Source organism: Nostoc sp., from assembly GCF_036917395.1.
In the GTDB taxonomy this organism is placed as follows: domain Bacteria; phylum Cyanobacteriota; class Cyanobacteriia; order Cyanobacteriales; family Nostocaceae; genus Nostoc.
Genome location: NZ_JBALDI010000047.1, coordinates 41,520 through 54,864 on the forward strand (window position 1 = coordinate 41,520; position 13,345 = coordinate 54,864).

Sequence of the window (13,345 nt, forward strand, 5' to 3'; positions counted from 1 at the left end):
GTAGTAGGCTGCTGATCTTGTCAGCATATACAGTTTTAGTGGACAAATTATAAAAAAATCTCTGTAATGCCTCTAACAGGGGATTTTTCCCTTTGCTTGGAAAGCTATTTATCTACTTAATTCAAAATACAAAATTTTGGGAATGATAAATATGTCCACTCTCAATCCATTTTTAACAGATTACAGTGCAACTTCTCTCTAGACAAAGATATTTTTTATATATCTTTTTACTGATATTTCCCTTCGCTGGTTGTCAACGAGTCGAGTCCTACAATCAGCGTCCAGCACCCTTACCACAAGACCCTTTAGTTCAAGTTTACTTTAACCATTCTGAGTCTTCAGAATACAAGGAAGCTTACCGTCAGCAAACTCGCCTGGGGGATGATTTAGAAAAACAAATTGTCAATGCTATTACGCACGCTAAATCTACAGTAGATGTGGCGGTGCAAGAATTACGTTTACCCAAAGTTGCCCAAGCATTGGTTGATAGACAAAAAGCTGGGGTAAAAGTCAGGATAATTTTAGAAAATACCTATAGCCGACCTTGGAGTAGTTTAACATCTGCTGAAATAGGTAAGTTAAATAAAAGAGAACAGGAACGCTATCACGAATTTCGCCAATTTATCGATATTAACCAAGATAATCAACTTAGTCCAGCAGAGATTAATCAAAGAGATGCTTTGATAATTTTGCAAAATGCCAAAATTCCCTGGATAGATGATCAAGCAGATGGTTCAGCAGGTAGTAGTTTGATGCATCACAAATTTGTGATTGTGGACAATCGTCTTGTAATTATCACTTCGGCGAATTTTACTTTAAGTGATACTTCTGGTGATTTTACAAATTCTAGCAGTTTAGGAAATGCCAATAATTTATTGCAGATTGATAGCCCAGAATTAGCATCTTTATTTACAGAAGAGTTTAACGTTATGTGGGGAGATGGGCCAGGAGGTAAGCCAGATAGTCGATTTGGTTTGCAAAAACCGATGCGATCGCCTAAACAAATTACATTAAATCAAACCACAATTACTGTGCAATTTTCGCCTACTTCTCCAACTCAAGCCTGGAATAACAGTAGTAATGGTTTAATTGGTAAAACTTTAGATTCAGCAACTAAATCTGTTGATATGGCGTTATTTGTCCTTTCCGATCAACGTCTTGCCAATATCTTAGAAAATCGCCATCAACAAAGTGTCCAAATTCGCGCTTTGATTGAACCACAATTTGCCTATCGTCCCTACAGCGAAGCATTGGATATGATGGGGGTTGCTCTTAGTAACAAATGTAAATATGAAGTTGATAACCATCCTTGGCAAAATCCAATTACCACCGTAGGCGTACCTGTATTACCCAAAGGCGATTTATTGCATCACAAATTTGGTGTGATTGATAGCCAAATAGTAATTACAGGTTCTCATAATTGGTCAGACGCTGCGAATAATGGTAACGATGAGACACTTGTAGTGATTAAAAATCCCATAGTTGCTACTCATTATGTGCGAGAATTTGCTCGTCTTTATGCCAAAATTAAACCCGGTTTACCACCAGCAATTCAAGAAAAAATTAAATTAGAACAAACACGGTGTCCGCAGATAAAAACTTCTTCATCAAGTGAACTACAAGCAATTAAACAAATAAATATCAACACTGCAAGTCTGGAAGAATTAGCAACTCTCCCTGGCGTGGGTAAGAAGTTAGCACAGCGGATAATTCTTAGCCGTCAACAGCAAAAATTTACATCTTTACAAGACTTAAAAAGAGTTCCAGTTAGTACTAGAACTGTAGAAAAATGGAGCGAACGAGTTACTTGGTAGCAGTCTTTATTTAACGTGAGTTCGATAAACCTCTTTCTAGCTTGAACTAAAGTTCAAGTCTGTGCCTCTGAGACTCAGAGAGAGACAGGTTTTGCGTAGTAAAACCTCTTAGAGGTCTTTTGATTTGACTAACAAGATCCGCGACAACTTTTACGAAGTCGGGGATCTGGGGCAGACAATTTAAATGCGATCGCTACTTAAACTAAGCAAACTGCGGGAATGCCCATTCTGAGAAAATCGTTCTGCTATTACTTGTTGATAAACCGCCTCATAGCCATCAGTCATATGCTTAACGCTGAAAATATTTTCGACATGCTGACGACAGGCATAGCGGTCTAACTCTGTTACTTGGTCAATAGCACTGATGCACTCTTGAATATTATTGCAGAGGAAACCTGTTTTGCCGTGGGAAATTACCTCTTCAGTAGACCCCAATTTTATCGCAATCACTGGCGTACCCGAAGCCATTGATTCAACCATTACCAACCCAAACGGTTCCCGCCAAGTGATCGGGAACAGAGTTGCTACCGCACCTCCCATCAGGGCATTTTTTTGAGTATGGTTAGCTTCACCTAGATACTCAATTTGCTTGCCGTCAATGTGCGGTTTAATTTCCTTCTCAAAGTATTCTACATCAACGGCATCTATCTTACCTGCCATTTTCAAATGCCAACCAGCTTCTTTGGCAATTTCTATTGCTAAATGCACTCCCTTCTCTGGAGACATCCGACCTAAAAACGCCAGGTAGGGCGGATCTTCTGGTTGGGCGTGAAAATTATAACTGCTGACATCAATCCCGTTGTAGACCGTTGCTAGATAGTTTAACCCTAACCTTGGTTCTCGTTGTGCATCGGAAATATTGACGTAGGGTTGTTTTTTCCCAAAACTAAATATCTTTTCGTTGTCAGGGGTAAAAATACCGTGTAACGTATGAACTGTAGGGGTTGTGACGAGATTTGCGTAGGCCAGTGTCCCATGCCCCACATGAGAGTGAATAATATCAAACTCTTCTGCACGTTCATACACTGAAGCTAGATTCAGCATTTCGTAAACGCTGTAATCTTTGATAGTGCGATCAAGTCTGAGGGCACGGGGATGAACTGACGTTAGTTTTGCCAGACTAATAGAATCTCCCGATGCAAATAAAGTTACTTCGTGTCCGCGTCGAACTAATTCATCGGTCAGTAACCCCACTACTAACTCTACACCACCATAAGCTGGAGGCGGAACTCTTTCCCATAATGGAGCTACTTGAGCAATTCGCATCACAAACCTCCTAAAAAATAAAAATTGAATTAGAAGTTTTTTCTTTCTGTTGCTCTAGTGCTTGTAATTGATTCACTCTGCATCAGAAAGTAACTTCAGATCCTAAACTGATTAACAATTCCATTCAAATTTTATGCTCATTTTTTTATATTTTTTATCTATCCTAGTACGGAAATTACCCACTCCTAAAGAGGTAAATCCATTCTAATTTATTAATTTTTGGTGATTTGGTGCAATTTTAAATATAGTTTTTTTATAAGAATGAATTTTATTTAATCGTCAAAATTTCAGCTAAATGGTGATAATGGACGAAAAAGCTCTATTATCGCCTGTTAATTATCTGATTTTCAAATGTTAATTAAAGAATAAAGTGTGTAGTCACTCTTTGGGCGGCTTTCCGTACCTAAAGGACAACCCGTAGCCGCCCAAAGGGTAGATTTTCATAAGATAGGGTTACCATACCATCAACCTATTTACCTTAATCCCAAGCCACAGACTTAGATTTCCTTGTAGGTCGAAGTCTACAGCCAAGGTTTTGCCTCTTTGAGACAAAATTAGGGCTAGATTTATGTGATAATTTTCGGACGGTAAAAGATGAATAAATGCGTGCTTGCCAAAATCAAATTAACGCTAAATCAAGGGTTTTAGAATACTTGCGCCCACCTTGACAGGGCTAGAGAAGAGAGTTAAATTATTGACTTATTTCATTAAATATGATATTCTATGTTGCTATCAATAAAATAAAATATAAACGTGAATATCTCTGCATATCTCAAAAAACCGCGTGTCTCATGGCAGGCGGTTTTCTCACTCATAATACTTATTTTCATGTACCTGCCTATACTGGTACTTGGCTTTTATAGCTTCAATCAGTCGCCCTACAGTGCAACTTGGCAAGGATTCACTCTCGATTGGTATCGCAAGTTGTTCAGTGACGATCGCATCTTATCAGCTTTGCAAAACAGTATGATAGTTGGTGTTTGTGCAGTGGGGATTTCAGCAGTGCTGGGAACCTTGATGGCAGTTGGGTTGGCGCGTTACCAATTTCCTGGTAAAAAATTGTATCGTGGTATTGCTTACCTACCATTGATTATTCCTGATATTGCGATCGCAGTAGCTACCTTAGTATGCCTAGCGGCGTTTGCAATACCCTTAAGTTTGTGGACAATAGTTGCAGCCCATGTGGTGTTTTGTCTCGCCTACGTCGGACTTGTAGTTGCTTCACGACTGACTAATTTAGATCCTCACTTAGAAGAAGCAGCACTAGATTTAGGCGCTACACCCACACAAGCTTTCATCAAAGTATTGTTACCTCAATTGATGCCTGGTATTGTAGCTGGTTGTCTCTTGGCCTTTGTCCTTAGCTTAGATGACTTTCTCATTGCCAGTTTTACTGCTGGTAGCGGTTCTAACACCCTACCAATGGAAATTTTTAGCCGCATTAGAACCGGAGTCAAGCCTGATATTAACGCTTTGAGTGTGATGTTGATTTCAGTATCTGCGATCGTTGCTCTTGTAGCTGAATTAATTCGTGCTTCTGAAGAGAATAAAAGTTTCAAATAAGAGTCAAATCAATCTTTACGATCTTCGCCTGTTCAATAGCATCAGATGGAATCGCAGTTTCTAAGGCTTTAAGTACTATACCTGATTCAATCATAGATGAGAACACTGAGAATTCTTTAAGTTGTATTCAATCGGAATTACGTAAAATTACAAACTGCTTAAACCACAAGTGTTTGAGCTTTTTTTAGTGCCATTCGGCATAGAGAGTACTGAGTTAAGTTAAGGCTCAAGGGTCAATAATTAGTATTTATACCAATTATTTAAAATTAGGCAATACTTCAAATTAAGCAAATTTTCGGTGTTAAGTATTAGGTTTTACAAACAAAATTGAATATGTGAAGTTTAGTTCTAAATCAGCCATTCTGAACATTCGTAGAGTCAGGAGTGCTTAAAAATTAGTATTTAAGTGAATAGTAAGCAGTGTCTACTCTCTAAAAAAGTTTTAAAAAAACTGGGTGCAAAATCTTAGATAACAAAAATTAAAAAACTGAAAATCGGTTCATAAATCATGAAACCATCATGCAACTTTTTCGCTCAGAAATTGCATCAGTACCGTTTTTTATTAGCAACAGCAATTTCTTTAGGAGGGCTATTTACACTAGTAATGCCTTCTTTAGCAGATGGTACAACTGCTGGTACTGTTATCAACAACACCGCAACTGCTGAATATAATTACGTGAATAATTTGGGAGTAAATGTTCTTAATAAAACTACTTCCAATACTGTAACAATTACTGTAGCAGAGATAGCAGGAATTACGGTGACTTCTCAAGGCATGACAGATACAACAGGTGGTAGTGTTGTTTCTAATGATTTGCTGTACTACGATTTTTTGATTACTAATGTGGGGAATGATCCCACCCGTTTCTTTATTCCAGGTAAAGCTACTATTACAGGGCCAGCAACAGCTGGCGCAATTACCGCAGATTTAGATGGCAACGGTACATTTGAAACTACTATTCCCAACGCTGGTTTTACCACTGGTTCCATTCCTGTTAGTGGATTTGTCAAAGTGCGTGTTCCTGTCACAGTTAATTTGTTGGCAACGCCGGGTTCTAATATTTCAGTATTACTAGGTGATACAGGCCCTAACGATAACAGTAATACTACCCAAAACCAACCTGATAGTCCTGATGGCTCAAACACTACGGAAGTCCGCACCGTTGATAATTCAGATGCAACAGCAGGAGAAACGGCAGGGATACCGTTGAATGGAGAACGAGAAGCTAGTGCTATACAAACAACTACCATCTCTGCAACTCCACAGGCCTTTGCTAAAGTCTTAAAAGTTCGTTCTGGGTATTCAGATTCCAGTACACCCAACAATCTGAGTGATGATAAGTTGACCTACGATTTGAGTCTAAAAATTGATTCCACAAGTCCCGCAGGTAGTACAGGATTAACTCCCACAAATTTGGTAGGTACGAATATTAATGTAGATGCGCTGATTGGTGCCAAAATTTTGGTATCTGATGCCATTCCCGTAAATACTCACTTGGCAAGTGTAGTTACCCCTCCTACAGGTTGGAGTGTTGTTTACACTGTGACGCCTACAGTAGTGACGGCAAACAATGCCCTTTGGACTAGTATTGTACCCGTTGATTTAACATTGGTAACTCGTGTTGGATTTGTTAAATCTGGCACTCTCACTGCCGGGACAACAGTAAATGGATTATCCTTCCAAGTGGTGACAAATGGAGTTCTGACTTCCACAGCCACGATTTCTAATATTGCTCAGAGCTTTGGTCAAACTCAAGGTGATACACTCAATCAGTTAGTTTATGATGAGTCAGGCGACCAAAACCCCAGCAACTTTAATGATGATGGTACTGTTGGTTCAAATATTCCTAATAGTGGGGTAGCAAATGTTGCCAGTCAAGGAGCAGATAGCAGTAATAACAACACAGGTCAAGGGCCTGGAGGTGAAGTTAACACCTTCACGATGACTGCCCAAACTTCGATTTTGAATGGGCCGCATTTGCACCCTGACGCTGTGGGAGCAACTGATAATAATAATGATTTTTCAAACCAATCAGCGATCGTTTCACTCTATCTGCCCCCAGGATCTACCATCGATCCTGGTGCTGTCAGCTTCTTCAATACTATACTAAACCCCGATCCAACGTTGTTGAGTAATGTCTTACTAGTACCAGTTACCCCAACCAATACTAGTGACCTTCCATCAGGTACAACTGTAACGTTGACTTCTGGAGCCAACGTTGCCACTTATACATACAATGGTACTGTCTTCACCTTAACTTCTGGCTTAGGAATTGTCCTACCAACCCTCAATAATCTCCCAGTTGATTATACCGTAACTGTAGATTTACCTGGAGGAACGCCTCTATCAACAGATACAGGTAAAGCTTTTCCTGTGACAATTCGAGCTTTTGTGGATAGCAATAATGATGGAGCGTTTAATTCTGGAGAATCTTACAATAATACTATTGACCAAGTTTACACAGGTTTCTTGAAACTTGTGAAAGAATCTCGAATTATACAAGGAAGTGGAGCTGCTGTTGCTACGAATGATAGCACTTTTAGCACAACACCGAAAAAGCCTGGTGTAGGCAACATTATTGAGTATCGGATTACTTATACCAATATTTCATCAGTTGCCATCGGCTCAAATAACGCTACTATAAGTGCAACTGGAATCATTATTACTGAAAATGGTAATTCCACTAATAATAACTGGGCGAAAGACAATGATGGCAATGGAACGGTGGATACCAGTCATGTGTTTAATACTGCAATTGATCCTGCCGGAATTGTAACTTATTTAAATTTGGGAGTAGCTGTAACGGATGTGATTGGCGTTAATATTACCACCTATCTAGACACAATTCCTGGGCCACTTCAACCTGGACAGTCTGGAACATTTAGTTTTCAACGTAAGGTCAATTAAGTTATCTGATATAGCGATTCTCATTTGAATCAGGTACACGGGTAGGGTAGCACAGCTATGCTACCCTACTATGTTCATTTGGTTCTTTGCGAACTTTTTTGGCTAGTGAACAAGAGCTATATTAAAATGCAGGGTGTGTTACGGCAAGCCTAATGCACCAATATAAGTTTAATTCAGGGTTTAAATCCTCTTATGTAACTCTCTTAAATTTTAAATTTTAAATTTGGAATTGTTAACTAATTTTGGGGCTTTAAGTCCCCCACAACTAACAAGCGGCAAGTTTTGTGGTAGGTTTAAATCACCCTTATAAAACTTAAGTACGAATTATTTTAATCATCCTTCTATCCTCATGGGAAAGATAGTTTTTAAGCACATATAAAAAATTCCGTGTTCGCTTCTCTACAAAACTGTTTTCAATTAGATAATATTGGGGCTAACTTTGGAGAAGATGCTATTTCCTCCTGATTATGCAAATCTGCCAAAATCCCAATTGCTCAAATCCATTCAACTCTGATGGCAATAGATTTTGCGTGAGTTGCGGACAAAGCAACTTTGGCAAACTTCTGAGAAACCGTTACCGCGTATTGAGACTCTTAGGTGAAGGTGGGTTTAGCAGAACCTATGCAACTGAAGATGTAGACAGACTAAATGCGCCTTGTGTCATCAAGCAATTTTTCCCACAATTTCAGGGAACAGGACAACGCACCAAAGCAGCGGAATTTTTCAAAGAAGAAGCTTTTCGGTTGTATGAATTGGGAGAAAATCATACGCAAATTCCCAGATTACTAGCTTATTTTGAACAAGGTACTAGCTTGTATCTCGTACAAGAATTTATTCAAGGAAAAACTCTCTTACAAGAAGTTCAGCAAAAAAGCTATGGTGAAAAACAAATTTGGGAACTTTTAACTGATTTATTGCCAGTTCTGGAATTCATTCATACCCATAATGTCATTCATCGGGATATAAAACCAGAAAATATTATCCGCCGTGCAAGTGATGAAAAACCCGTATTAATTGACTTTGGTGGTGCTAAACAGCTAACACAAACCAGTTTAGGAAGACAAGCTACAGTAATTTATACCCTTGGTTATGCCCCAACAGAACAAATGGCTGGATTTGCTTGTCACGCCAGTGATTTGTATGCTTTGGGTGTAACTTGCGTGCGTCTTTTAACTCGATGTTTGCCTTTACAGGATGCTTCTGGACAGATTAATGACCCTATTTATGATGCCATGAATGCTAAGTGGTTGTGGCATCAACGGTTACAAGAAAAAGGTATTACTATCAGTGATGACTTAGGGAAAATTTTAGATAAACTACTAAAACATCTACCGAGCGAAAGATATCAAACAGCAGTAGAAGTTCTCAACGATTTGAAGTTTACAACATCGAACATTGAACCGATTGCCCTAAAAATTGTTTCGATGTCCCAATCTATATTACCGCTGCTACCGCAAAAAGTAATAATACCATTACTCTCCTTAGAAACCTTTGAATTTGATGTAGTGACAGTAGACACAGGTGGTAGAGAAGTAAACCGCGTGAACAGCAATGCAAACTTCTTTGCTGAAGAATTGGGTAAGTCTGTCACATTAGAAATGGTATCAATTCCTGGTGGTACTTACATGATGGGTTCACCAGAGTTTGAAGGGGATGCTGACGAACGTCCTCGACACGAAGTTAGCGTCGAACCATTTTTTATGGGAAAATTTCCTGTAACTCAAGCACAGTGGAGAGTAGTAGCGGCTTTACCCAAAGTTAAACAAGCTTTAAATCCCCATCCATCGAAATTCAAAGGTCTAGATAGACCAGTGGAAAATGTATCTTGGTATGAGGCTGTAGAATTCTGTCTCAGACTATCAGAAAAAACCGGACGCGACTATCGTTTACCGAGTGAAGCTGAATGGGAATATGCTTGTCGGGCTGGAACTACAACATCCTTCCATTTTGGTGAAACGATTACCTCTGAGTTAGTCAGTTGTGCTGTCGAACCAAAAAGCAAATTCCGTAAAGAAACAACAAACGTTGGTAGTTTTGAAGTAGCTAACGCTTTTGGATTGTACGATATGCATGGGCTAGTTTGGGAATGGTGCGCTGATTCTTGGCACAACAATTATAACGACGCACCCTTAGATGGAACAGCTTGGGAAGTTGACGGTGATATTAATCGCCGAGTCTTACGCGGTGGTTCTTGGAGTTTCAGTGCAGAACTTTGTCGCAGCGCCAGTCGTAGCTGGAATGAGTCAGACGGTGGATTGAGGGTTTGTGGCTTTAGAGTAGTATTTTCTGTAGAGGAGATTATTTAGCAATTTAATTTAGAGGTTGTAGAAATTATGAAAGAGAGAATTGAGAAAGGTGACATAGTACTTATAAATAAAAGTGGAAAATATCATCAACAAGTAGGTGAAGTTAGTGAGGTTGATTACAATATTTTCTTTGTTAAAATAGTGATAGTAAAATTAGGTGATCAAGAAGAAACCTTTGAAGAAAAAGATTTACAATTAAAAATTAAAAAACCGAATATTGAAGAAGTAATTGCATCAATAGATAAAATTATAGAACAAGTTGATCAGATTCCCAACTTGCCGACAAGAGAGAAAGTAGAGTTACCCAACCGTCTGAAGTATCTTAAATTAGATATTCCTAAACTAGATAAGCAGTTGATTCAAAAAAACTTTGATAGTATAGATAAAATATTCACAGCAGCGAGAGAAGCAGACTCATCAGCAAGCTTTTGGCAGCAAATAGATCCTAATTTGGAGAAAATAAGCTGGTGGATTAGAACAAGCCTATAAATCAACAGCCTAACACACCTTACTTTATAAATAGCCTTTAAGACAGTGCTTTGCCTCTTAACCTAATTTTATCAGTAATTAGAGGAAAAGTTTATATTTTACCACATCATCATTGTTAGGTTTAAGGCTAAATAATTGACATTGGACATAATTAAACGTAACTATATTTTTCTCGTTTTTTATGTTTAACGTCTTATGCCTCATACTTTTTCCTTCATCCTCAGCAATGATATTTATTTTTACCCACTTATCTAACTTTGTATTTATAACTGTATGATTAGAATTTTGTTATCAACTTGATAATTAATTCATATCGAATTCTAAAAAGTATTTTTTATCTTTTAAGACCAGCTTCTTAGCGGTACTCCCTAAATTTTTAGATTAATAAAAAGCGTTTTTTTAGATAGAATAAACTACGAAGATAAGGAGTATCTATGCGTTTTTCTCAATTTGCAGGGATTCTTGGTTGTACTACAGCAGCTTTTATATCAATTACACCCATACAGGTAGAAGCTGCAACTTTTAAAGTGATATCTGGAGTTACCAGCATTGATCGTGACCACGAAGAGATTCTTAAAAGTATCGGGTTACTCATAACAGGCACTAATAATACAGTTGCACCAATTCCCAGCAATTACTTAGTTGGCTTCAAAATCGACTCAGCTACTAACTTCACGTTTAGTGACGAGGGCGGTTTTACTCCGCTCTCAGGTACAATCGAGGGTACTGGTACTGTTACCTTCAATGATCAAATTACTGTTGGTGACCTATCAATTGGTCTGGCTCCGGGACGTACTGTCACAGGTGGCAGCGGATTTGTTTTAAGAGACACATTCTCTTTAAATACAATTTTGTTTGATTTGAGTATTACAGAACCTGTGGCATTTGATGGTCAAAATTTAACCATCCCTGATGTTAAATTGCTAGTTTCTCCAGAGTTTGCAACTATACTGCAAAAACCTGACTTGTCCGGTTTGTTTGCTGGAACTGCACGAATTGATGCTGAAGTTGCTGCCGTACCCGAACCTGACAGTGTACTAGCAGTTTTGGCAGCAGGTGCGGCTCTGTTGGCAACTAGATTTTATACTCAAAAAATTAAATCCACTTGATATCTTGAAGCATTGCTAAATGCTTATTAACCGGCGCAAGGGTATTCGCAGCAATCAGCCCACTAGCGGCGACTGCTGGTAAACCAATGCCGGGAAATGTCGAGTCGCCACAGCACATCAGTCCTGGTAGAGGTGTGCTGGGGCCAGGAAACATACCAGCACCAGCCGGAATTGCTGGGCCGTAGGAACCTTGATGACGACGGAGATAACGCTCGTGGGTTAGAGGTGTACCAACTAGTGTGACTTCGCAACGAGAGCGAATATCTGGAATGATTCGCTGTAGCGCTTGCCACATTACTTCTGCACGCGATCGCTTTTGTTCGGCGTATTCTTGGTTCCTTCGATCCATTCCCTGCCACAGAGCATACGGCTCATTACCAGGAGTATACACATGAATCACATGCTTACCTGCTGGTGCTAAGGATGGATCGAGAGTTGAAGGGATTGATATCACCACAACATTCTGAGGTGCCGTAACGCCCAATTCCCAGTTATTGACTACGATGTAATGACATCGCAAATTTGACTGTAATCCTTGAGCATCAATGCCTAGATGTAGATGCATGAAGCTATCGCACTCAGGCGTTGCCTGTCGTTTGCTGCGGTACTGTTTAGGTATTGCCTTTTCTGGTAGTAGCTTCAGTGTGTCCCAAACCGATGCATTAGAAATCACTGCCCGCCGCGCCCGAATTTCTTGGCGATCGCGCAGACGCACACCCACCGCATGATTACCTTCTACAAGCACTTGCTCCACATGAGCGCCCAGCATCAACTTCCCACCATGACGCTCCAATCCTTGGACAAGAGTGTTAACTAAAGCACCACTACCACCAATCGGATATTCAAGTACTGCGTCTGGTCGATACCAGTCGGCAAACATAAATGCTACCTCTGCGGCGCTAGTACCATCTGCTGGTAGTCCAGAAAGTAGAAAACACAGCAAATTGAGCCAATTTCGCGTAAACGAGTCTTTAACAACGCCATCCATAATCCGGCTGAAGGGGCCCGTCAGCTTGATGATATTCGCCACATTTTTTGTCAGAGATGGAACAAATGGGCCCACAGTTCTAGCTGCACCAAAATCAAAGCGTAATGCGGCTGGTGGTATAGAAGTTGCTGCACTGGCGAATGGTTGCATAACGCGTTGGAGTTCTTGCCATTCGGCTACAGCATTATCACCACGGAATTTCATCAGCACTTCACAAAATTGCTCGGCACCAACCCCCGTGTCAAAATCACCTTCTGGCAGACAACAACCCCAAGTATCATAGGTTACGCATGGTAATTCAGAGCCAATTGCATCTAGCACTTGTCGCAAAGGGTTGGCAGAGGGGCTGTAAGACAGTCCAGAGTAGAGGGACGGGCCCGAGTCAAATTTGAAACCATTGCGCTCAAAAGCATGGGCAGCGCCTCCAGCAATAGAGTGGCTTTCGCAGACTATCACATCAAAGCCATATCGTGCCAAAATAGCAGCACAACTCAAACCGCCAATACCGCTACCAATGACAACTATATCTGTGTTTTGCATATCCCTTATGTTTGCAACGATGGTTTTCAAGGTATGCTAACTGATCCAGAGTTAGCGCGTCTCAAACCCTATTCACAGAGGGATTCTAGCACAAGGGAAGAGTTTGCCAGAGCCGCCATCAACACAGAAACCATCTACTGATCATTTATTTATAGAATAAATTTTAATATATAGCAATCCTATTTGAGTTATGAAAATTATTTGAACCGCCAAGCCGCCAAGAGCGCCAAGAGGAGAAACAGAAAAGTTCATAAATCATTTAGGACTGCTATAGCAATCCTAAATCATCTGTAAAATCTTCTCTTTCCACAGTTTGCGCCCTACCCTGCGGGAAGCCACTTCTCAACTCTTGAAGAGGTTGC

The 13,345-nt window shown here is 39.9% G+C and carries 8 protein-coding genes; 6 read left to right on the plus strand and 2 right to left on the minus strand.

Annotation, left to right across the window (positions count from 1 at the left end; genetic code table 11):
- Positions 1 to 185: 185 nt before the first annotated feature.
- Positions 186 to 1,814, plus strand: a complete 1,629-nt coding sequence (locus V7K46_RS16675) for a DUF655 domain-containing protein (protein ID WP_335114975.1) — start codon at positions 186 to 188, stop codon at positions 1,812 to 1,814.
- 180 nt (positions 1,815 to 1,994) lie between these two features.
- On the opposite strand, the gene V7K46_RS16680 is transcribed toward V7K46_RS16675, so the two are convergent.
- Positions 1,995 to 3,080 (minus strand): glycosyltransferase family 4 protein, encoded by a 1,086-nt coding sequence (locus tag V7K46_RS16680; protein ID WP_335114977.1) that lies wholly within the window; start codon positions 3,078 to 3,080, stop codon positions 1,995 to 1,997.
- Between the two features lie 828 nt (positions 3,081 to 3,908).
- Here V7K46_RS16680 and V7K46_RS16685 point away from each other — a divergent pair.
- The 5 genes from V7K46_RS16685 (at position 3,909) to V7K46_RS16705 (ending at position 11,455) form a co-directional block, all read left to right on the plus strand.
- Positions 3,909 to 4,643, plus strand: a complete 735-nt coding sequence (locus V7K46_RS16685) for an ABC transporter permease (RefSeq protein ID WP_335114979.1) — start codon at positions 3,909 to 3,911, stop codon at positions 4,641 to 4,643.
- 508 nt (positions 4,644 to 5,151) lie between these two features.
- Positions 5,152 to 7,551 (plus strand): beta strand repeat-containing protein, encoded by a 2,400-nt coding sequence (locus tag V7K46_RS16690; protein ID WP_335114981.1) that lies wholly within the window; start codon positions 5,152 to 5,154, stop codon positions 7,549 to 7,551.
- A 467-nt stretch (positions 7,552 to 8,018) separates the two neighbouring features.
- On the plus strand, positions 8,019 to 9,857 hold the full coding sequence (locus V7K46_RS16695; protein WP_335114983.1) for a bifunctional serine/threonine-protein kinase/formylglycine-generating enzyme family protein: 1,839 nt from the start codon (positions 8,019 to 8,021) through the stop codon (positions 9,855 to 9,857).
- Positions 9,858 to 9,884: 27 nt separating this feature from the next.
- Complete coding sequence (locus tag V7K46_RS16700; RefSeq protein ID WP_335114985.1) at positions 9,885 to 10,346, plus strand: hypothetical protein; 462 nt, start codon at positions 9,885 to 9,887, stop codon at positions 10,344 to 10,346.
- A 434-nt stretch (positions 10,347 to 10,780) separates the two neighbouring features.
- Positions 10,781 to 11,455: a hypothetical protein gene (locus V7K46_RS16705; RefSeq protein ID WP_335114987.1), complete on the plus strand. Its 675-nt coding sequence runs from the start codon at positions 10,781 to 10,783 to the stop codon at positions 11,453 to 11,455.
- On the opposite strand, the gene V7K46_RS16710 is transcribed toward V7K46_RS16705, so the two are convergent.
- Positions 11,442 to 13,004 (minus strand): phytoene desaturase family protein, encoded by a 1,563-nt coding sequence (locus V7K46_RS16710; protein WP_335115048.1) that lies wholly within the window; start codon positions 13,002 to 13,004, stop codon positions 11,442 to 11,444. The two genes, V7K46_RS16705 and V7K46_RS16710, sit on opposite strands and share 14 nt — an antisense overlap.
- Positions 13,005 to 13,345 lie beyond the last annotated feature (341 nt).